At 53.5% G+C, this 22,003-nt stretch carries 21 protein-coding genes; 18 read left to right on the top strand and 3 right to left on the bottom strand.

The window, feature by feature from the left end; genetic code table 11:
* Nucleotides 1-100 precede the first annotated feature (100 nt).
* The 12 genes from AC3RCL_RS30080 (at nt 101) to AC3RCL_RS30025 (ending at nt 12,881) form a co-directional block, all read left to right on the top strand.
* Nucleotides 101-496: a Fur family transcriptional regulator gene (locus AC3RCL_RS30080; RefSeq protein WP_009590342.1), complete on the top strand. Its 396-nt coding sequence runs from the start codon at nt 101-103 to the stop codon at nt 494-496.
* Nucleotides 472-1,290, top strand: a complete 819-nt coding sequence (locus tag AC3RCL_RS30075) for a winged helix-turn-helix domain-containing protein (RefSeq protein WP_009590363.1) — start codon at nt 472-474, stop codon at nt 1,288-1,290. Before AC3RCL_RS30080 ends, AC3RCL_RS30075 begins: the two co-directional genes overlap by 25 nt.
* Before the next feature lie 186 nt (nt 1,291-1,476).
* Nucleotides 1,477-2,937, top strand: a complete 1,461-nt coding sequence (locus AC3RCL_RS30070) for a catalase (RefSeq protein ID WP_213580696.1) — start codon at nt 1,477-1,479, stop codon at nt 2,935-2,937.
* 364 nt (nt 2,938-3,301) lie between these two features.
* Nucleotides 3,302-5,284, top strand: a complete 1,983-nt coding sequence (locus tag AC3RCL_RS30065) for a methyl-accepting chemotaxis protein (protein ID WP_492533624.1) — start codon at nt 3,302-3,304, stop codon at nt 5,282-5,284.
* Nucleotides 5,285-5,515: 231 nt separating this feature from the next.
* Nucleotides 5,516-6,331: a uroporphyrinogen-III synthase gene (locus AC3RCL_RS30060; RefSeq protein WP_492533622.1), complete on the top strand. Its 816-nt coding sequence runs from the start codon at nt 5,516-5,518 to the stop codon at nt 6,329-6,331.
* Nucleotides 6,332-6,439: 108 nt separating this feature from the next.
* A complete protein-coding gene (locus AC3RCL_RS30055; protein WP_009590348.1) occupies nt 6,440-7,078 on the top strand; it encodes a ThuA domain-containing protein in 639 nt (212 codons plus the stop codon).
* A gap of 34 nt (nt 7,079-7,112) precedes the next feature.
* Nucleotides 7,113-7,811: a response regulator transcription factor gene (locus AC3RCL_RS30050; RefSeq protein WP_096775815.1), complete on the top strand. Its 699-nt coding sequence runs from the start codon at nt 7,113-7,115 to the stop codon at nt 7,809-7,811.
* Nucleotides 7,808-9,160: a sensor histidine kinase gene (locus AC3RCL_RS30045; protein ID WP_492533619.1), complete on the top strand. Its 1,353-nt coding sequence runs from the start codon at nt 7,808-7,810 to the stop codon at nt 9,158-9,160. The genes AC3RCL_RS30050 and AC3RCL_RS30045 overlap by 4 nt, the downstream gene beginning before the upstream one ends.
* 88 nt (nt 9,161-9,248) lie before the next feature.
* Nucleotides 9,249-9,875: a PepSY domain-containing protein gene (locus AC3RCL_RS30040; protein WP_492533616.1), complete on the top strand. Its 627-nt coding sequence runs from the start codon at nt 9,249-9,251 to the stop codon at nt 9,873-9,875.
* A gap of 116 nt (nt 9,876-9,991) precedes the next feature.
* The gene (locus tag AC3RCL_RS30035) at nt 9,992-10,645 is read left to right on the top strand and encodes a PepSY domain-containing protein (protein WP_277747252.1); all 654 of its coding nucleotides are present in this window, start codon (nt 9,992-9,994) and stop codon (nt 10,643-10,645) included.
* A gap of 247 nt (nt 10,646-10,892) precedes the next feature.
* Nucleotides 10,893-11,210 carry a phasin family protein gene (locus tag AC3RCL_RS30030; RefSeq protein WP_009590344.1) on the top strand — a complete coding sequence of 106 codons (318 nt, stop codon included), beginning with the start codon at nt 10,893-10,895 and terminating at the stop codon, nt 11,208-11,210.
* Nucleotides 11,211-12,881 (top strand): ABC1 kinase family protein, encoded by a 1,671-nt coding sequence (locus AC3RCL_RS30025; RefSeq protein WP_277747251.1) that lies wholly within the window; start codon nt 11,211-11,213, stop codon nt 12,879-12,881. It abuts the gene before it with no gap.
* On the opposite strand, the gene AC3RCL_RS30020 is transcribed toward AC3RCL_RS30025, so the two are convergent.
* Nucleotides 12,878-13,447 carry a hypothetical protein gene (locus AC3RCL_RS30020; RefSeq protein WP_009590358.1) on the bottom strand — a complete coding sequence of 190 codons (570 nt, stop codon included), beginning with the start codon at nt 13,445-13,447 and terminating at the stop codon, nt 12,878-12,880. The genes AC3RCL_RS30025 and AC3RCL_RS30020 overlap by 4 nt on opposite strands.
* 243 nt (nt 13,448-13,690) lie before the next feature.
* Between AC3RCL_RS30020 and AC3RCL_RS30015 the strand changes: the two genes are divergently transcribed.
* The 3 genes from AC3RCL_RS30015 (at nt 13,691) to AC3RCL_RS30005 (ending at nt 17,204) form a co-directional block, all read left to right on the top strand.
* The gene (locus tag AC3RCL_RS30015; RefSeq protein ID WP_492533613.1) at nt 13,691-15,307 is read left to right on the top strand and encodes a DEAD/DEAH box helicase; all 1,617 of its coding nucleotides are present in this window, start codon (nt 13,691-13,693) and stop codon (nt 15,305-15,307) included.
* Between the two features lie 97 nt (nt 15,308-15,404).
* Nucleotides 15,405-15,755 (top strand): DUF3243 domain-containing protein, encoded by a 351-nt coding sequence (locus AC3RCL_RS30010; RefSeq protein ID WP_015737797.1) that lies wholly within the window; start codon nt 15,405-15,407, stop codon nt 15,753-15,755.
* A 195-nt stretch (nt 15,756-15,950) separates the two neighbouring features.
* Nucleotides 15,951-17,204: a hypothetical protein gene (locus AC3RCL_RS30005; RefSeq protein ID WP_492533610.1), complete on the top strand. Its 1,254-nt coding sequence runs from the start codon at nt 15,951-15,953 to the stop codon at nt 17,202-17,204.
* A gap of 25 nt (nt 17,205-17,229) precedes the next feature.
* Here AC3RCL_RS30005 and AC3RCL_RS30000 read toward each other — a convergent pair whose 3' ends face one another.
* A complete protein-coding gene (locus AC3RCL_RS30000; RefSeq protein WP_096775821.1) occupies nt 17,230-17,766 on the bottom strand; it encodes a hypothetical protein in 537 nt (178 codons plus the stop codon).
* A 293-nt stretch (nt 17,767-18,059) separates the two neighbouring features.
* On the opposite strand from AC3RCL_RS30000, the gene AC3RCL_RS29995 reads away from it, so the two are divergent.
* The gene (locus AC3RCL_RS29995; RefSeq protein ID WP_492533608.1) at nt 18,060-18,539 is read left to right on the top strand and encodes a glutathione peroxidase; all 480 of its coding nucleotides are present in this window, start codon (nt 18,060-18,062) and stop codon (nt 18,537-18,539) included.
* A 107-nt stretch (nt 18,540-18,646) separates the two neighbouring features.
* On the opposite strand, the gene AC3RCL_RS29990 is transcribed toward AC3RCL_RS29995, so the two are convergent.
* A complete protein-coding gene (locus tag AC3RCL_RS29990; protein WP_096775823.1) occupies nt 18,647-19,282 on the bottom strand; it encodes an SDR family oxidoreductase in 636 nt (211 codons plus the stop codon).
* Between the two features lie 426 nt (nt 19,283-19,708).
* Between AC3RCL_RS29990 and AC3RCL_RS29985 the strand changes: the two genes are divergently transcribed.
* A complete protein-coding gene (locus AC3RCL_RS29985) occupies nt 19,709-21,070 on the top strand; it encodes an FAD-dependent oxidoreductase (protein WP_036662044.1) in 1,362 nt (453 codons plus the stop codon).
* A gap of 133 nt (nt 21,071-21,203) precedes the next feature.
* The gene (locus AC3RCL_RS29980) at nt 21,204-21,797 is read left to right on the top strand and encodes a DUF4352 domain-containing protein (RefSeq protein ID WP_192570372.1); all 594 of its coding nucleotides are present in this window, start codon (nt 21,204-21,206) and stop codon (nt 21,795-21,797) included.
* Nucleotides 21,798-22,003 lie beyond the last annotated feature (206 nt).

The following is a 22,003-nucleotide window of genomic DNA, read 5'->3' as shown; positions in this document are numbered from 1 at the left end:
AATCTTAAAGATTACCAGCAGCGTTTTTGGCGCGGGATGTTGACCTTGAAACGAATAAGATTTATACTTGATCTAAAAATAAATTAAAAGGGTGAATACCTTGAAATCTTTAAATCTGACGACGCAACGCCAAGCGGTGTACGATGTCCTTCGGGAATCGCATGATCATCCGACTGCTGCGGATATCATGAACCGGCTGGTGGAGAAAGGATATAATCTCGCGTACGGGACCGTTTATAATTCCCTGCGTTACTTGACGGATAAACAACTGATCCGGGAATTGAAGCTGGGCGAGAGCGCGAGTCGATACGATGCCCGTACCGACGAGCACCAGCATATTATCTGTGAAGTCTGCGGCAAAGTGGACGAGGTCATGACGGAGGTGCCAGAGGATTGGGCTGCTACGGTAGCCGGTGAAACCAACTACGTTATCCATCATGCTCACGTCGTATTCGGGGGGGTGTGTCCAGAATGTCAAATCAAACGGAAGAAATGACGGAGCTCGGGAAAGTCTATGCTTTTCCGGATTTCCAATCCGGCAATCTGTATGTGCGTCCCACGACGCCGATGGCGATTGGAGATGCTTGTCCCACCACGCTGCGGGCCGCATTGATCAGCCGGTCTCCGGGGCGCGTGAACGAAATGTTCATAACCTTGACGGAGAACTGCTTCGAGGTCATGATGTTCCGTAAATGGGAACCGCGTCTGCAGTCCGCCCTGAACACGGGACTCATTATCGCCGACATGACGGGCTGCCGGAATATGGCGGCGTTCAACAAGGAGAAGGAGCTTCTTCTGCCGGAACATACCACGATTCCGATCCTGTATCTTGTAGGCGAGGAGCTCATGAGCAATGCAGGATCAAGCCTGTTGGATGAAGAGCTGATGGTATGGCCGGCCCGTTCCAAAGATACGATGATGTATCAGGTGCAGCGGACGATTCGCTTGTTCTCCCCGGCAGCGGGTTTGTCGGGTGGAGAAGAGGTCATGCGGGGACTGATCTATAAAGATTTATCGATCGACCGGGATAAAATGACCATCCACCGGGGCAGCACCCCGATTCACTTGACCAAGACGGAGTATCATCTGCTGATGCTGCTGCTGGACAGCGAAGGGGCCGTATGCACGCGTGAGGACCTGATGTGCAAAATTTGGGATACCGATTTTATGGGCGGCAGCAACGTGGTGGATGTCCACATCAAAAGCTTGCGCAAGAAGCTGAACGACAACGCGGGTGCCCCGCGCTATATCGCAACGGTTAGAGGAGTGGGATACCGCCTGGCGGATTAATCCCCTCCTTTTTTTTGTTCATTCGCGATTGTCGCAATGATTCATCCGAACTTCATATAAGGCTCATGGAAGGGTCACATAACGCTCACGCGACAATCATGATCCGAGCGAACCTCCGATGATACAATCATTTCATAAATTTAGATTCAGTCTAAAATCAATTATAGAATGATGGAGGGTTCATAGATGGATAGATTGACAACCAACCAAGGTGCTCCCGTAGGAGATAACCAAAATTCCAAAACGGCGGGCCGCCGCGGACCGACGCTGCTTGAGGATTATCATCTGATCGAAAAAATAGCCCACTTCGACCGTGAACGGATTCCGGAGCGCGTCGTTCATGCACGCGGAGCTGGTGCCCACGGCGTATTTGTGGTCGAGCATGACATGAAGCCGTATACCAAAGCGGCATTCCTGCAGGAAATCGGTCAGGAAACCCCCGTGTTCGTCCGGTTCTCCACGGTTATCCATGGAACCGGGTCGCCCGAAACGGCACGCGATCCGCGCGGATTCGCCGTGAAGTTCTATACGGAGGAAGGGAACTATGACATTGTAGGCAATCATCTCCCGGTCTTCTTCATTCGGGACGCGATCAAATTCCCCGATATGGTGCATTCCTTGAAGCCTTCGCCGGAAAGCAACATTCAAGAGCCAGGCCGGTATTGGGATTTCATGACGCTGTCTCCGGAATCCACCCATATGATGACCTGGCTGTTCTCGGATCATGGCACGCCGGCGAACTATCGCGAGTTGGACGGCTTCAGCGTCCATGCGTTCAAGTGGGTGAACAGCGAAGGCAAAGTGACCTACATTAAATACAAATGGGAATCCGTGCAAGGCATCAACACGCTGAATGCAGACGAAGTGGGAGCGGTGCAGGGCAAGGACTTCAATCATGCCACCCGTGATCTTCGCGAACACATCGCTAACGGGAATTTCCCGAAATGGCGCCTGCAGGTGCAGCTGATGTCTCCGGAAGAAATGGATGATTTGTCCTTTGATCCCCTGGATCCGACCAAGACTTGGCCGGAGGATCGCTTCCCGTTCATAACCGTGGGTACGATGACCCTGAACCGTAACCCGCAGAATTTCTTCGCCGAGGTGGAGCAGGCGGCTTTCTCCCCGAGCGCATTGGTGCCTGGCATTGAGCCGTCCGAGGATAAATTGCTGCAGGGCCGGTTATTCTCTTACCCGGATACGCAGCGTCATCGTCTGGGCGCCAATTATTTGCAGATCCCGATCAACTGCCCGTATGCCCCTGTGCGCAATCATCAACGCGACGGCTTGATGAACGTGAATCAAGATCCGTCGCCGGTGAACTATGAACCGAACAGCTATACAACGGGCCCTGTGGAAGATCCGTCCGTGAATGAGAGCGAAGCTCCGCTGAGCGGTCATGTCGTTCGCCAGCGCATCGAGAAAACGGATGACTTCACCCAAGCCGGCGAATTGTACCGTTCGTTTACGGAGCAGCAGAAGGTTCATCTGCTCCGCAATCTGGTTGATGACCTGAGCCAGGTCAAATCCGACATCCAGCTCCGTGCCGTATGCAATTTTTACCGTGCAGACGCCGAATATGGCGCAAGACTTGCCGCAGGGCTTGGCGTAGACCTGAGCGGATTCATCCCGGCCGGTCAGCCGAAGTAACACCATGCAAGCATATAAGAGCCCGCCATCCTGTTTCCGCTGTGCAGGATGGAAGGCCTTTATATAGACGGCGATCCATGGTCGCCGGCCAAAAGAGGTACCCGCATAAATGGGTGCCTCTTTTTTTCTTTAGAGTCCAGAAGTATAAACTTCAGGTTTTTTTACCCTCCTGATCCGGCAAGTAAAAACTTCGTATAAACGCGGTCTATCTTCTGCGATGTGCGTCAATGGACGCCTTTCCCGTATGGATATAATTACCTATGCCTGCCACATAATGTATGGCCCAAGGGATGCCGATAAGTTGAATGGAGTATGTATATCGAAGACGGGTGAGATTCACTGCGGTTAGTAAGGAAAGAGATTCATGAAGAAAAAGAGAGCAAACCGTATCAGAAGGAATATGATTCTTACGTTTCTTCTCGTGCTTATCGTGCCCAGCTGCGCCATCGGCATGATCACCTACCGGGACGCCAAGGGGACCGTCGAGGATGAGATTCTGCGCAGTGCAACGCAGAGCGTCGACACGGCTGATGGAATCATTAACCAAACGATTCAATCGAAGTTCCATGACCTGGCCTATTTTAGCGGGAAGATGAAGTCCGCGGATATCGACAAGGAAACAGCAGGCCAAGAAGGTGCAGCAGTCCATACATTGAAGCAGTATTTGGGACTTCACCCCGAGACGGTGGAAGTATTCATCGGAACGGCGCGGGGCGGGCTGCTCAAGGCATCGGAGGAAAAGCTGCCGCCGGATTATGATCCCAGACAAAGCGGATGGTATCAACAGGCAATGGAGGCATCGGGCCGGCCGATTATTACGGCTCCCTACGCATCGCAGGCAGGATCGCTGATCGTCGTGACGATTGCCCAGATGCTGCCGGACGGCGAAGGCGTCGTGGGCATAGATCTGAACCTCCATAGCATACGGAGCCTGGTCGAAGTGAAAGTAGGGAAAGAAGGCTACACGATGGTCCTGGACCAAGCGCACAACTATCTATTTCATCCTGAATACGAAGCAGGGACGGACGCATTGGCGCAGGAAGCTTGGATCTCCAAGCTGTATGAGCAGCCTGAAGGCAAGTTTCGCTATACCCACGACGGCATGGAGAAACAATTGAATTACATCACGAATGAACTTACCGGCTGGAAAATCGCGGGCACCATGTATGCTAAGGAGGTCAGCGACTCCGTCAACGGCATCCGTCAAACGATGCTCGTGGTCCTGAGCGTTTCGCTGGCGGCCGCCCTGGTCCTGGCGGCTTGGAACGTACGTTCCGTCATCGGTCCGATCCGCCGTATGCGCCAAGCGACCGAAGTCATTAGCGAAGGGGATCTGACGATTCGCATGAATGGCTTCAAGCGTGATGAAATCGGAGAGTTGGCCGATCACTTTCAGCAGATGGTGAACAGCCTCAGGGACATGGTGCATGGGGTCCAAACCATGACGGAGAATGTTTCCGCTTCGTCCGAGCAATTGTCCGCAAGCGCCCTGCAAAACACAAGCGCCGTGGAGCATGTCACCTCTTCCATTCAGGAGGTGGCCGCCGGCAGCGAACGTCAGCTGAACGCCGCGGAGGAGATTCTGAAGCGCATCCTTCAAGTATCCCGGCATGCCGATGACATTGCGGAGGTGCTGGAGAAGGTTACGGCTGCAATGAATCAGACGGAGGAATTGGCGCAGGAAGGGAACAAGACGGTGATTACGGCGGCGGCAACAATGCAGGATATCGATCATGCGATGAACGATCTGAACGGCGTGATCCACCAGCTGTCCGAGCGAACCGAGGAGATCGGCGGTATCGCCTCCGCCATTACCGACATCGCCAAGCAGACCAGCCTGTTGTCGCTGAATGCCTCGATCGAGGCCGCGAGGGCCGGGGAGCAAGGGAAAGGCTTTGCCGTTGTAGCCGCGGAAATCCGTAAGCTGGCCCAAAGGTCGGAAAGCTCGGCGGATTACATAACCGGGCTGATCGCGGGAATACTGGCCGAAGTGGAACGGACCATCGAGGTGACGGAAGCCGCCAGGCAGAAGGTATCGGACGGCGTGGATGCGGCGGATCTGACCGGACGTTCCTTCTCCCGAATCAAGAAGGCCGTGCATTCGGCCTCCGGACAAGTACGAACCACCTCGAAGGCAGCCAAGGAGCTGGCTCAGGATACGGCTTCCACCAAAAGATCCGTAGAAGAAATCCGCGAGGTTTCGGAGCAAACGTCAAGCCAAACGCAGACCATATCGGCAGCCTCCCAGGAACAGCTTGCTTCCATGGAAGAGGTAACGGCGTCCGCGGCAGATTTAAGCCGGTTGGCGGAAGAACTGCAGGAGATGGTCAAACGCTTTAGGATTTAAGAGAATCCAAGGCGGTATTATCATCCACTGCAATATATAAGTGGAGCAGCAGAGGAACGCAAATTCCTTTGCTGCTTTTTTGCATGCGGCAGGAAAGGGGGGCTTTTTGGAAGAATAAGACCTTAGTGGCTTTATCTATGGGATCATGGCCTTTATACTGGAGTCAGCTGCTAGAGGCTATACGGCATGAAGGTTGCATAAGCTAGAATTTAAGAGAGTGAGGCATATATCATGGCACAGCATATGAAAGATCGGGTTGTAGCCTTGGCAGGCCCGCGCAAAGCGGCGGACATGGCCAAGCTGGTGGAGAAGATGGGAGGCACGGCGGTGCTTCGCCCGGCGCAGGGGACGGTATTTTTGGATGATGAAGTGCTCCGGCGTTCCATCGAAGCTTGGCTCGAGGCGCCTGCGCCGTGGGCGATCTTTACGACGGGAATCGGCCTGGAGGCCATTTACGATACGGCCGAGCAGATGGGCCTGTTGGATACATTGAATGAAACGCTTCAACGCACCGCGATTGCGGCAAGAGGGTACAAGACCGCGAATGCTCTGAAAAAACGCGGTTTGGCACCGGTCGTCAGAGACGATGACGGCAGCACGTCCGGACTGATCCGGTCGCTTGCGCCGCATGACTTGTCGGGTCAACGCGTCATTCTGCAGCTGCATGGCGAGTCTGCGCCTAAGCTGGTCGATTGGCTTCAGCAACGGGGAGCGGAGGTGCAGCAGATTCTGCCTTATAAGCATATTCCGCCGCTGGAGGAGGATATTTCCCTGCTCGTTGACGAAATCGTTGGCGGCAAGGTTCATGCGGTTGCTTTTACAAGTGCGCCACAGTTTCGTTTTCTTGCGGATTATGCTCGTGCCCATGGCAAGCTGGAAGCCGTGCTGGAGGCGTTCCGCGGACCGGTCGTGGCGGCGGCTGTCGGCAAGGTGACGGCTCAGGGACTCCGCGAGGAAGGCATTGAACGCATGGTGGTTCCCGAGGAAGAGCGAATGGGCAGCATGATGGTGACGCTTGGCCGTTATTTTGCTCAAAATCAAGAATAATGTCATGATATAACGTAACGAAGCTAAGGATTTCGATCCATTCCAGCTCGTCGATGCATGTTCCTCAGGTTCATGTGAAATATTGAGTAGTAAATAGGAGGATGACCGATGGATAAGAGAAAAGCATTGCTGCTCGGCAGCTACACGCACCCGAAGTTTCATCCGCTGCAAGGCATAGACAAACAGATCACGCATCTGCTGAACGACATGTTCACCGTGCAGTGCACGGAAAACCATAAAATGCTTCATGAAAGCAATCTCTACCCTTACGAGCTGTGCATCGCCTATAGCGACTTGTGGGACGAGCGGGTTTCGCCGCGGCAGACCGCAGGCCTGCTGTCCTACGTTAGCGGAGGCGGCGGCTTGCTCGTGATTCATAATGGCGTTACCTTGGCAAACCGTTATGAGCTGGCGCAGCTGATTGGCGCCCGTTTTGACGGGCACCCGCCGATGGAGAAGCTGTATTTCGTTCCGGGGGAGACCGATCACGATATTACGGAGGGCGTTGAGCCGTTTGTGCTGGACGAGGAGCCTTACCGGTTCGTATTCAGTCCGTTCACGGAAAAAACCGTGCTGCTGCATTATGAGTACGAAGGCAAGCAGTGGCCTGCCGCCTGGTGCCATACGTATGGCATTGGACGCGTGGTCTTCTTGATGCCGGGCCATCATGAGCCGTCCTTTCTCCAGCCTCAGCTGCGTTTAATGATTACGCAAGCGGCCAAGTGGGCGGCGCGCGTTCCGGGTTAAGGCATTTCGAAATGATCGGGCAGGAGGGACGCGCGTGAGCGGGAAGATACTAATTGTTGAGGATGAAGCGAAAATATCCCGTTTGCTTGAAATCGAGCTGGAGAGTGAAGGATACCAGGTCACCAAGGCGGATAACGGGCTGGATGCGCTTGAGGCATACCGCAGCCAGGAGGTGGATCTCATTCTGCTGGATGTCATGCTTCCGGGTATGAGCGGCATTGAGCTGCTGCGGCGGATTCGTGCCCATGATTCCCATACGGCCGTGCTGCTGCTTACGGCGAAGAGCTCCGTTGAAGATAAGGTATCGGGGCTGGATCTTGGAGCCAATGATTATATTACGAAGCCGTTTCAGATCGAAGAGCTGCTGGCGCGGATTCGTGCTGCATTACGGCTTCAGGGAAAGCCTCATCCGGAAGAAGAACCGGCTGGGGAGTGGCTTACGGCCGCGGATTTGAAATTGAATGAAGGCACGCGGGAAGTGATTCGCGACGGCAGAAGGATCGATCTGACGCCGCGTGAATTTGACTTGCTCGTCTATTTGCTGAAGAACAAGCGGCAGGTGCTGAACCGCGAGCAGATTCTTGCTGCCGTGTGGGGGTACGATTATTACGGCGATACCAACGTCGTTGATGTATACATACGTTACGTCCGCAAGAAAATCGATCATGGCGGCACGCAAGAGCTCATCCACACCGTTCGCGGCGTCGGCTACGTGCTGAAAGAAACCCTATGAAGCTGAGCAGCAAAATCCATCTCTATTCGTCGGTGCTGATGGCCGCCATCCTGATTGTCATGAATTTATCCGTGTATTACGTGTTCAGCAAAATGACGGTGGACAGCCAGCTGGAGCAGGCGGAAGCCGAGGCGGGAAGCATCGTCAGAAGCATTGCGCATTCTGCCGCGACCATTCCCATTGACGATTTGCTGCGAAGTTATGTCCCGGCTGACGGAAAGATTCAATTCGTCCCGGCTGACAGCAAGGCCAAGTCTCCTTACGTGACCTCCTCCGGCGAGGATATGGATGAGCTGAAGCTGCCTTATAACGCCAATAAGCAGGTCGAGCAGATCCGATATGAAGGAATGCGTTATGTGCTGGTGTCCCTGCCTGTCATTTGGAGCGACGGGGCGGTATACAACATCCAAATTTCCCGCAGCCTTGCCGCTACGATGGAGACGCTGCAGGTGCTGCGCATTGTGCTGGTGGCCGTAACCGCGATCGCTTTGGTTCCGGTCATCATTTCGACGCGGATATTGGGGCGTTTAATCGTGCAGCCGATTACGGCCTTAATCCGTACGATGCGGGAGATTCGGCAGAGCGGACGGTTCCGTCGGATCGAGCTGAAGGAAACATCCAAGGATGAGCTGGTGGAGATGGGGGCTGCGTTCAATGACATGATCACGCTGCTGGAGAGCAACCATGCGAGGCAGGAACAATTCGTGTCCAACGCTTCCCATGAGTTAAAAACACCGCTCACCATCATCGAGAGTTACGCCAGTTTGTTGAAGCGGCGAGGCCTGGATCGGCCGGAGCTGTTCATAGAGTCCGTCGATGCGATCCATTCGGAAGCGATCCGGATGAAGGAGATGACGGAGCAGCTGCTGCTGCTTGCCCGCAACCAGGACCAATGGCAGGTCGAGATGGAGCAGGTGGATCTCGCAGCATTATCGGAGTCTTCCGCTCGCGCATTTCGCGATGCCTATAACCGCACGGTCGAGGTTGAAGCCGACGGCGAGGTTCTGGGCTGGACGGACAGCCGCAGGCTCAAGCAGCTCTTGTTCATTCTGCTGGATAATGCACGCAAATACAGTGACGAACATATCGTCATCCAGTTGGGCAGAAAGCCGTCGGAGGTATATATCCGGGTCATCGACCGCGGAATCGGCATTGCCAAAGAGGAGCTGGAGCACGTCTTCGACCGTTTCTACCGGGTGGACGAAGCTCGTACCCGCCGGGGCGGGGGAGCCGGCCTTGGATTGTCCTTGGCCAAGGATATCGCGGAGGCCATCTCTGCTGAGCTGGAGCTGGAAAGCCTGCCCGGCGTGGGCACAACGGCCACCATTCGGCTCCAAGAATCGAAATAAACGTCAGCAGCCCACCGTTTTCTCATCGAATTCTAACCATGCTGCGCTATACTGACGGTATAGACCGAATGGGTTGCGAGGTGATTCAATGCGTAAAAAAGTGAGTGTGCTGCTGGGCGTCATTATCGTGGTGGCCGTCATGATCATCGTGAATGCGGTATGGAGTCCGTTTACCCGTTCGACGGAGGCGATGTCGCAGGAGGAAGCCGTAAGCGGAGTATTGAAACAATATCCGGACGGTGAGATTACAAAAGCAACGCTGGATGGGGAGATGTACCGGATGGAGCTGGAGTCCAATACCGGAAGGTATGAGATGACGGTGGATGCCCGTCAAGGCGATATCGTGTCCATCAAGCAGCTGGACAAAGCGCCAGCGAAGCCAGAGCCGGAGCCCGGCGAAACCAAGCAGCCGACCGACAATCCAAGCACGACTCCTGCGGAGCCCGCTGAGAATGGCGAGAAGGGATCAGCGGATGGTGAAAGCGGAACTGTGGAGCCGCCTGCAACGATGATCACTAAAGAGTACGCGATCAAGCTTTCTTTAGAGAAGGTACCGGGAACGGTGGAAGACGTGGAATATCGCGAGAGCAAGAGCAGCCGTTATTATCTGGTCGAGATCGAGCGGGAAGACGGGCGCGAAGCGACCATTCAGGTCCACGCGATTACCGGCAAGATCATGACCGTGACTTGGGATGACGAGGATGACGATGAATAGATTAGAGGCCTGTTCGCATTTTCTCATCGTATTCTAATCTTTCTCTCCGAAAGCTCTCATGTTGTGACGGTATATTGGGTTTGTAGAGATCACACAGAGAGTTTTGAGGAGGCAAAATGATGAACAAAAGAACATGGTGGGCAGGCGCACTGTCCGTAGCGATCGCGGCAAGTGGAGTATACGGCTATAGCGCCGTGCAGGCTGCAGGATCAGGACAGACAACGCCGGCAGGAACCCAGGCGGCAGCCAAACAGGAGAAGCAGCTCATTGGAATGGAAAAAGCGGAACAATTGGCACTCGCGGCTGCCAGCGGTAAAGTGGAGAGCATTGACATCGACCGCAAAAAGGGCAAGCTGGTGTACGATGTTGAGATTCAGCAGAGCAACCGGGATGTCGATGTATGGATTGATGCCTACACAGGCAAATCCCTTGGCGTCATAGTAGATCGGGATGATGACGATGATGACCGTGACAGCATTCCGGGGAATCTGATCGGTGCCGGCAAGGCATCCGCCATCGCTGTCAAACACGTCAAGAGCGGGACAGCCGTAGAGGTTGATCTGGACCACGATGACGGCCGGTGGGTGTATGACGTCGAAGTGAAGACGGCCAAAGGCTCGTCCGAGGTTGAGATCAACGCGGTCAGCGGCAAAGTGATCAAGGCAGAATACGAGAAATACGACGACCATGATGATGACGACCACGATGACCATGATGATTGGGATGATGATCACGATGATCATTACGATGATGATCGGGATGACGATTAAACCGTTCTTCATCTGCGTAGGATAGCCGTATCAGCGAACAGCACGGGTTTTAACCCGGCTGTTCGCTTTTTTGTCATGGCATTAGTGCATTCCCGCCGTCCGCCCGATTGGCCCTCATATTTCATGGAAAATCAGGGGACATTGATAAGGGAGCTTCTCGATACTTAGAAAGCAAGTCCAAGGATAGATGTTTTTGCCAGCGTTAAAGGTTATAATGGAACCAGACAACGACCGGGAGGGATATATCGTGAGTGATCTTTTTAAGAAAGCCATCTCGTTAGGATTGGGCCTTACCGTGGTCAGCAAGGAAAAAGTAGAGAAAATCGTGGACGATCTGGTCAAACGCGGGGAGCTGGCTCCTGCGGAATCCAAGGCGCTGGTGAACCGCCTCGTCGAGCGCGGCGAAGAGGAGCAATCCCAGATCAAGTCATATATTTATGAGCAGGTGCAGCGCGTGTTGTCTGATCTGGATGTTCCCAAAGAGAGCGATGTCGCCAGCCTGGAACAGCGCATTGCCGCTCTGGAGAAGAAGGTTGTAGAACTGGAAGGATCGCGGCAGGAATAGATGGCGGTCCGAATTCGACATGCCGGACGTTACCGGGAAATCGCCATGGCGCTCATGCGTCATGGCTTTGGCTATATGGTGGAGGAGATGGGACTGTTCCATGTTCTGTCGCTGCCTGTCCGCTGGAGCTCCAAGGAGCAGCCGGAGACGATTACGCTTGGGGAACGCATTCGGCGAGTGCTGGAGGATCTGGGGCCTGCCTTTGTGAAGCTGGGCCAATTGGCGAGTACCCGATCGGACCTGCTGCCAGACCACATTATCCAGGAATTGGTCAAGCTGCAGGAACGGGTGCCTCCGTTCCCTTCCGCGAGCGCACGTGAGCTGATTGAACAAGAATGGGGCATGCCGATCGACGACGTGTTGAGTGAGTTTGAGGACAAGCCGCTGGCTGCCGCCTCAATCGGCCAGGTTCACGCCGGGAGGCTGAAATCCGGAGAGCTTGTAGCGATCAAGGTGCAGCGTCCGGGCGTGGCCCGCATGATCGGCCGCGACTTGGAAATCCTGCGGGATTTAATTTCGATTGCCGAGCGCCATTGGGAATGGGTGAAGCAGTACCGCGTGGATCGAATCGTTGACGAGTTTGCCAGAGCGATGATGGCGGAGCTGGATTACAGCCATGAAGCCCGGAATGCGGAGAAGATCGCATCCCGGATGACGGAGCAGGAATTTGTCCATATTCCGCGGATTTATTGGGATTATACGTCATCGAAGGTGTTGATGATGGAGTATGCCGAGGGTATTACCTTAAGCCGCAGGCAGGAGGTTGTGGCCAAGGGGCATGATCTCAAGGCGATCGCCGAGCATCTGACCGACGGCATGCTGCAGCAGATTTTTATTGAGGGCTTCTTTCATGCCGACCCTCATCCGGGGAACCTGCTCGTCAGGGAGGACGGCAAGCTGGTCTTTCTGGATTTCGGGCTGGTGGGTCACCTCAGCGAAGATATGAAGGATCATCTGTCAGGACTTATTATTGCATTGATGCGGCGGAATTCGGAAGGGATGATCCGGGCGATTTCCAGAATGGGTTTGATTCCGGACGATTGCGATATGGATGCGCTGCGGTCGGATATGGACCGTCTGCGGGAAGAGTATTATGACGTGCCTTTTGCTCAAGTGCGCATCGGCAAGGCATTGACCGATCTGTTTGCCGTTGCCCAGCGGCACCGGATTATGCTGCCTCCGGATATGACGCTGCTTGGCAAATCATTGCTGACCCTGGAAGGGGTCATCGAGATGCTGGACCCGAGCCTGAGTATTATCGATATGGCGGAGCCTTTCGGAAGGAAGCTGTTGAAGAAGCGGTACAATACCCGCCGGATCAGCAGGAAGGTGCTGGATGGGGTGGCGGGGCTTGCCGAGAGTTTGCTCGATCTGCCCGGTCAAGCCCGGCAGCTGTCGGCCCTGATCAGCAAAGGAAAACTGCGGGTGGAGATCAGCGTTCCGGAACTGAAAACGCTGATGCGCAAGTTGGATCAGATCAGTAACCGGCTGTCCTTCAGCATCGTGCTTCTGGCTTTCAGCATCATCATGGTAGGGCTGATTATCGGATCGTCGCTCAGCCGGGAGCCGATGATGATATGGAGCTTCCCGGTGATTGAAGTCGGATTCATCGTAGCCCTGCTGATGGTGGCATGGCTGCTGTACGCCATATTCAAATCCGGCAGGTTCTAGCCTGCCGATTCGGCTCTTGTCCGTTTGCGTTGCTGCATCCAGGCCTGGACACCGATCAGGATCCACTCTATGAGATGGAAAAATACGGCGATGACCAACGATTGCAGCCAGCCCTCCACGGGAATGGCGGGCACGATCAGAGAGGCTATGTACAGCAGCAGCGTATCGGTCACGACCGTCACTGCCTGTTTCATATAGATGGAGGTATCCTTGCGAAGCAGAAGCCGCAGCAGGGCGATGACCAATGGATGTATGAGACCTTCGAAGATCAGGAACCCGACCAGGACGAAAAGCGAGAAGCCGAGCAGCACGCCTTGGCCGTCGTAGGCAAGCGTTTCGCCAGTTCCTGAAGGATCGGGCATGGGGAACCACTGGGCATACAGCATGGAAAAGAGCTCCAATGGCATAATGATAAAGGCCGACAACAGCGGAATGAGCCACAGCTTCTTCCGGAAGGGAACGATGGGCTCCCCGTCGCGTCTTGAAATATAATTCATCATTAGATTGATAAGGCCGAATAGGATCATCAAGATCAAGGCTGTCAGGATGAGCTGTAGGATATGCATATCGGGGACACCTCCTCGCTGGTGTATACTGGATTTCTATATCATTGACATTACCAAAGTCAGGGTCGTTTGTCAGTTTTCTGGCGAAAATAGTGAATGGATTCAAACCATATCTCCATTCACTGGACACATAAGGGAAGCGCCCTGTTCTTCTAAGAACGAATGGTATCGGCCTTTTGTTGGGATTTATGTATGAAAATATGTTGGTTTTGTTTACTGAATCGAATGGATTGAGACCATAAGATGCTAAATAAATTAAATGAGGTGGAACGTTTGCCGAACTTTCAACAGCTGGGCATTGACGAACAAAGAGTACGAAAACTGAAGGAGCAGGGAATTACGGAACCGACTCCGGTACAGCAAGAGAGCATTCCGCTGCTGCTGCAGGGAAAGGACGTCATTGCCCGGGCGAAGACCGGCACAGGCAAGACGCTGGCTTTCATGCTGCCGATTCTGCAGCATATCGATCCCAAGCGGGCGTACCCGCAGGCGCTCATCGTTGCGCCGACACGGGAATTGGCATTGCAAATTACGGAAGAAGCCAAGAAGCTGACGGCAGGAGAGCCGGACGGCATCAAAATTCTGGCGGTCTATGGCGGGCAGGACGTGGAGAAACAGCTGCGCAAGCTTGAAGGCGGACGCCAATTGATCATCGGCACGCCGGGCCGGCTGCTGGATCATTTGCGCCGAGGCACGTTAGAGCTTGGCGGCGTGAAGCAGCTGGTGCTGGACGAAGCCGACCAGATGCTGCATATGGGCTTTTTGGATGAAGTGGAGGCGCTGATCCATGCGCTTCCGTATCGGCGCCAAACGATGCTCTTCTCGGCGACGATGCCTGCCGGCGTGAAGCAGCTTGCCGGCAATTATATGAATCAACCTGTCGATATCGTGATTAAGGGGGCTTCCCCGATCCCGCTGGAGCAGATCCAGCAGGTGGTGGTCGAGTGTACGGACCGTTCCAAACAGGATGCCTTACGCGCAATGATCGAAGAGCATAATCCCTTCCTCGCGATCATCTTCTGCCGGACGAAGCGCAGAGCCACCACGTTGAACGAGGCCCTGCTGGCCCATGGCTACCAATCGGACGAGCTGCACGGGGATCTGTCCCAGGCGAAACGGGAAGCGGTCATGAAGCGATTCCGGGAAGCCAAGCTGCAGCTGCTCGTTGCAACGGATGTTGCCGCGAGGGGGCTGGACGTCGAAGGCGTTACCCATGTCTTTAACTACGATATGCCCCATGATGTTGAAAGCTACATCCATCGTATCGGCCGGACCGGACGGGCGGGGGGTAGCGGTATGGCCATCACGTTTGCGGCCGGAAAAGACCTTAATGATCTGCAGCGCATCGAAGAAGGGATCTCCCAGCGGTTGAAGCGAGTACGCTATGACTCTGCCGCCGGAAGCCTTCGGGAAAGCTCTGGCGGCTCGGGCAGGGATACGGGCCGACCGAAGAAAGCAAGAAATGTCTCGTCACTTGAATCCGATAATGAACGTGGTCAAGGCAGAAGCCGTGCCGATCGGGGCACGGGTTCCGGGCGCAGCCGCGGTAACGAGCAGGGCAGAGGAAGGGCAGGATCATCGCGTAAGGATGACCGCGATTCGGGCCGGACAGGAGGCCGTACCGGAGAGGGTCGAGGACCATCGGCGGCCGGAGGCCGAGGCAGCGGCGCGCGTGAAGGCGGTCGTGCAGGCGAGGGCCGCGGACCGCAAGCCGGAGCACGAGGCAGCAGCCGTGGACCGTCCAGAACCGAGGGGCGGGGGAATCACGCCGGCCGCGGCGGACAAGGCGGAACCCGATCCTCCGAAGGCCGCGCTGCCAGAGGCCAAAGCGGTGGACGACGCGGCGGTCGGAGCCGCTAGGGAGTTCAAGGTAAATTTTAGGAGGTCTTCTGTTTCAATCCGAAGGATCACGTTTAAGTAGAGATCGTTACCCAGTCAATGACAAGGAGGCGTTACCATGTCTGAACATAATCATGTGGTGAACAAGAACGGTGAGCTGGATGTGAGTAAGGTCGATGACGCTATGGACCGGATTGACGACAAGGAGAAGGAACGGATCCTGGCTGACTTCGATGCCTTTCAATCCTATTTGAACAAACGAATTCAGCTTGCCGAGAGCATTGGCTTGAATGAAGAGCAGCTGGCGCAGGCGGCAGAGAAGGTAGCCGGATACCTCGCCGCTAACGAGGAGCCCCGCAATTCCGAGGAGAAACTTCTTCAGGAGTTATGGAAGGTCGGAACGCAAGCGGAGCAGCATCAGCTGGCTCATCTGCTGGTTAAGCTGGCTCAAAACCGTACGGCTCAATAAGGCGAAGCGTGAGATGAGGGTCCTTCCCCGGCCGACTTGCCGGGGAAGGTTTTTTTGGTTCGAAGGCAGGAGTGAACATAACTATAGGATGAAGGGCTTGATATTAGGCTTTATACATAATATGCTTTCCAATGTCTTTATTCCATCTGTTGGATTGGGTAACATCGAAAGAATAAAGGAGGAGGCGCTGCCTGAATGTCTCTGGTGATTCATGAGCAGAGAAAACCCAAAATGCAGCCTTTTTATTGGGTGCTTACGTTCGAAATGCATGTGCTGGGCATTTTGCTGGGCCTGGCGTTTACGATGGGGCCTTTGATTCTGTTGTACTTCTGGGCCAATGTCTGGACGTGGATAAGTCTGGCGGGTATACCCGCCGGTATCTTTATGGTGATTCGGCTATCCAAGAGTCTGAAAGGGCATATCTGGAATAATACGCATCTGGACGAATATTTGTTATACGAAGACCACATTGAATATGAGCGATGGAATCCCGAGACGAAAGACTCCTTGAAGGGGAGCCTTCGGATTGGCGACGTAAAGGAAATATATTACGGGCGATATATTTTTCAATTCAGTTATGCCTATAAAAACAGCAAAATGACCGAGTCGGTGCCTATGGCGGAGTTAATGCCCATCATGTACCTTGTTGCTGGGGAAGGGACGGCTGAACGGGCAGTGGCCGTTCCTTTCACGGATCCGATGGAGGCGAACCGCTGGCTGGAGGTCGTCGGCAGACGAGGGATTCCTTTATATCTGACATCCGTCATCATCCAAGATCTGGGGGATGAATCGGTGGCGTCAGTGCTTCGCGAGGACGAGGATTTAGAGCGTGCCGAATTTGACGGGAATATCGAGCGGCAATTCCGTCCGTATCTGGATCGCCTGGTACAGGAGAACGAGGAGGAAGACAGGGAGCTGACGGAGGAGGAACTGGATCAGCTGGAATACGAGATGAAGCTCCTCGAATACGAAGAAGCGCTGCAAAAGCGAAGATCGGCTTTTCGTGGAACCGGTTTGCTTGCTTGGCTGGTTTTCCCGGTTCAGTTCGCCGTCGGTTTTTGGCTGACGCGCCAGGCGGAGCTGGGTAACGCGGACCCGGAACAGCCGCTGTACCCCATTCTTCTTGTTGCGCTGTCGGCGATCCTGTTCTTCTTCCTGGTGAAATGGATGCGCTGGTTACAGATCATTATGTTCTCGCTGGTTACTTTTATATCGTTTATGTTTCTGGACTTCTCGGAGATCGAGACCGATCCTTCCTATCAAATGTCCAGCATGCTCCTTGCGATAGCCATGCTGTCGCTGCCTGTGGCGGCTCTCTTTTATTTGGGAATCCGGTATGTGCGCAAAGGGCGGGATGCGAAGAATCTTCCGCCGATGCCGGGGCCGTACCAGCCTCTTACGGAAAACGATAAGCCAGGGTTCGAGTCTGGAGACCGGCTGTCAACCTAATACGAAAACGAAAGAAACGCACCCTTCACATTTGGGGGTGCGTTTCGTATCGGTACCTGTAGGTATCCATGGGCTGGCTGGTAAAAGAGGTGTCCAGCTTTTTCTTCTCGCCGGGGGCGAGGGTGATGTCCCTGTACATCTCGGTAAAGACTTCCTCATCGTTCTTGTCGTACACGAACAAGGTAATATGACCGTTGAACGCTTGGCTTTCATGATAATTGCCGGCATAGACGACGATGTCGGCATCATCCTCATTTTTATACGCTCCAACGTGAAGTACGACGTAGTCTTTCAAGCTCTGCAGCTGGGAATCCGCCTTCTTGTCCTCAAAGTTCTGATCCAGGTCGGTTAGCATCGTTTCTTCTTTGTAAAGCGATTCCTGGGTGATCAGGCCAATGGGGATCGTCAGAATAAAATAGAAAACCAGCGTCGACAGCCCTGTGCTGCGAAGCACGGTCCTTCGGTCATACCCCCCTTTGATCAATCCGATGAAGGCAATCAGGGCCAGGACAACGACGATGAGATGCCATGGAGACAAGAACATTTCGGGATACAATTTCATTTCGTTTCCTCGCTTACTGTTGTTGAAATGCGGGATCATGCAATATTTTGCCAAACCCTAAATCATTACCCTGCTGACTTGCTGACTAAACAGCTGTCATGAGTCTATGTAGCTCTTGCTTGAAGCGGATATACGTTTATCATAATGGATTTACGGATGGCGGGGTAGAGGCATTGGAACCGAAAATTTGGTTTAGGGGCGTATATTCGGTATGATGTAAGAAGATGGGCCAGGCTACAGAAGCTTGGAAGCAAGCGGTTCATTCCAATACAAGCTGGAGAGGAGATTCGAGGATGTCAGTTTATGAGTATCATGCAACCAATACCAAGGGGCAGGAAGTCTCGCTCGATCAGTATTCGGGCAAGGTCTTGATCATCGCGAATACGGCAAGCCAATGCGGCCTAACGCCGCAATATGGAGAGCTTCAACAGCTGTACGACCAATACGGCCAGCAAGGGCTTCAGGTTCTTGGCTTTCCGTGCAATCAGTTTGGCGGACAGGAGCCGGGTACGAGCGTAGAGGCCGAATCGTTCTGTCAATTGAACTATGGCGTGAACTTTCCGGTTTTCCAGAAGATTGACGTGAATGGGGAGCATGCTCATCCGTTATTTCAGTATCTGAAATCGGAGCAGCCCGGACCGAATGAAGGCGGAGAGATCGCTTGGAATTTTACGAAGTTCCTGGTGGACCGCGAAGGCAAGGTGGTCCAGCGGTTTGAGCCGAAGGAATCGCCTGAATCGATGAAGGGCGCCATTGAATCCCTGCTGGGTTAATGCCAGATAGTAATGAGCACATAACAGGGCTGTTTTCGTCGGGGGATTTGCCCCGGAGGAGAAACAGTCCTGTTTTTTTATGGGAAATCCCTCGCCATTTCGTCCATTCAGCCCGAAGCAAGACTCTTAAGGGCATCTTGTATGGGATGATCGCCTTGAATCAGATCGAACGCCTTAAGTTCCGTCTCTGGCGTGGAGAGACACAGCACGGCTGCTTGAGCGACATCTTGACGGGATATGGATCCGGTTTCCCGGAGATCGGGATGTGCCTGAACCCTGCCGGCAGGAGCGTCATCCGTTAACTCGCCGGTCCTTATGATCGTGTGAGTCAGCGTGCTTTCTTCAAGAATGGTCTCAGCTTTATGTTTGGCAAGCAAATAGGGCTTTAGTTCGGAGAAGTGCTCCGGATGTTTGGTCTCCATGCAGCTAATCATAATGAAGCGATTGATTCCTAGAAGCACGCACTGCTCGATCAGCCTCACGGTGCCGACATGATCCGTCTCCTGAGGATCTTCCGTTACCCCGGCGCCAACTGCGCAGATGACGGCGTCTACGTCCCTTAAACCATCGGAATAAGACTGCGTCAAATCACCGACAATTCCCTCGGCACCCTCCTGCTCCATCTTCCGTTTATGAATCTCATCGGGGATCAGGCCGCGGACTTGATACCCCTTCTCGGCGAGAAGCTTCGCGATCCGTCTCCCGGTATTTCCATGCGCTCCGGCAACAAATACGGTTGTCATGATAAAGCACCTCCTGCACAACATTACCCGCAGCCGATTGTTTCAAAAAGGGAATAATCCGTTATTAATAAGAAAAACCTATTCCGGTATCTCGAGAATGTTGGCAAGCGGGGCCCTTTTAGCTTCCCCGGATCCCGTACCCGTATTCTCGATTTCGCCTTATTCGGTGGCATCAAGACGTTAATCTTGGAGTCAAGATCATTCATCATTCCCACTATGTGAAATTATGAACAATATGTGAATAACGCAATTCGCCTATTGAACTGTGAAATAAATCACATTATAATAAGGTCATGAAGTGAAATTATTCACAATTAGTATTACCAGTCACCCATTCATGCTCAACAAGCGTTACCAAGCATGAATCCAGGCAAAAATGCTCATCTTAAACCAATATAAAGCTTCATACTTGGAGGAGGAAAAACCATGAAAGTTGCAGTTATCGGTTGTACCCATGCAGGAACGTCTGCCATCGTGAATACCGCCAAACTTTATCCCGATGCACAGATTACCGTTTACGAACGCAATGATAACATCTCATTCTTGTCGTGCGGCATTGCGCTTTACGTCGGGGGCGTTGTGAAGGATCCGGACGGGCTGTTCTATTCTTCGCCGCAGAAACTCGACGAGCTTGGTGTCGAAACCAAGATGAAGCATGAGATCATCTCGGTGGATACGGACCGGAAAACCTTGAAGGTCCGCAACCTGGCCACGGAAGATACGTTTGAAGATACCTATGACAAATTGATTGTTACCACCGGATCCTGGCCGATCGTACCGAAGCTTGAAGGCATCGATTTGAATAATATTTTGCTCTGCAAAAACTACGATCATTCCAACGCGATCATTGATAAAGCGCAAGGAGCCAAACATATTACCGTTGTCGGCGCCGGTTACATCGGCGTGGAGCTGGTGGAGGCCTTCCAACAGAACGGCAAGCAGGTAACTTTGATCGACAGTGCCGATCGGATTCTGAACAAATACCTGGATCCTGAGTTCAGCGGCAAGATCGAGGAATCGTTCCGTGAAAAAGGAATCGAGATGGCCATGGGGCAGACCGTGACGTCCTTCCAAGGCCAGGATGGCAAGGTGAATAAGGTCATCACCGACAAAGGGGAGATCGACACGGATCTGGTCATTCTCTGCATCGGCTTCCGACCGAATACGGAGCTGCTGAAGGGGCAGGTCGATATGCTGAAGAACGGCGCCATCGTCGTGGACCAATATATGCAAAGCAGCAAGCAGGATGTCTATGCAGCGGGCGATTGCTGCTCGGTGCTCTATAACCCGACGGGTAAAATGATGTACATTCCGCTGGCGACCAACGCTGTCCGGATGGGTACGCTCGTTGCACGGAATTTGGTGCAGCCCACAACGCCTTATATGGGAACCCAGGGTACGTCCGGATTGAAAATATACGAACACAACATTGCCTCGACAGGATTAACCGAGGGAGCGGCCAAGGATGAAGGTTTGAAGGTGGATACGGTCACCATTACGGACCATTACCGTCCGGAGTTCATGCCTACCTTCGAGGAAGTTACGCTGAAGGTGGTGTATGAACAGGAAAGCCGCCGGATGCTCGGTGCACAGGTGATCTCCAAGGCGGACATGACGCAGTCCATCAACACCCTGTCGGTGTGCATCCAGAACCGCATGACGATCGACCAGCTGGCCTTCATCGATTTCTTCTTCCAGCCGCATTACAACAAGCCGTGGAATTTCCTTAACACGGCCGGCCTGCAGGCTCTGCCGGCGGTGGAGACCAAAGCGCCGGTACACGCTTAATTCATTCTAGGCAATAACGAAGACCCCCTGATTCGGGGGTCTTTTTATTGTTTTAGAAGGAATATGGATTTTGACAGCGAATTGGAAAATATCCGGACATATCGATATCGACTTTCAGGAGGTAGGATAAAGTATGAATAAAAAAATAATGCTGGTCTCGGCTGTGTTGTTCTCCATGCTGCTGACGGCTGCTTGTTCCAGCAATCAGGCGGACCCGCCGGCAGAAACCCCGCCGGCTGTCGTGGATAGCGAGGGAACGGATCAGACGGGGGCGGCTGAAGAGGAACCGCCGGCAGAACCATCCCAAGGGGAGGGTCAACCTGCCGATGGAGAGACGAAACCGATCGACGAGCCTGCCGCTGTAGGCGATACGGTCGATTATCACGGCGCGGTCATCACGCTGAACGGCGTGCGCGACTCCGAAGGCGACGAGTACTTGAAGCCCCAGCCCGGCCATACGTTTAAGGTGGTCGACATTACCGTGAAGAACAACGGTCAGGAGCCGTTGGTCATCTCTTCGGCACTGTCTTTTTCCATGACGGATTCAAGCGATCTTAACTATACGGTTCCTATTACGGATGACGTGAAGATGCTGGACGGCACCATTCCTCCGGGCGGCGAGCTGACGGGCGAGATTCCGTACGAGGTGAAGCAGGACGTTCAGGGGCTGCAGCTGAGTTACGGCGATCCGATGAAAGAAGGAAGAGCCATTTGGGCAGTGGAATAATGCAGCAATACATCGCATGTTGTTATTTTGGAATGTGCGAGATGGACAAGGATTTTGCTTCGGCAAAGTCCTTTTTTCGTTGCATTCGGAAGAGCGTCCTTTACATGGGAGGAGGTTTTCAGTATGATTAAACCGTACAGTCGGTTTTTTAAAGAGGGATGAAGTTCATTCATGACAGAATACATTTTTTATTACGGATCACGGAT

This window comes from Paenibacillus sp. MT86 (assembly GCF_058792535.1).
The sequence above is the reverse complement of the archived record's forward strand: the minus strand, read 5'-3'. Positions and strand labels throughout refer to the sequence as shown.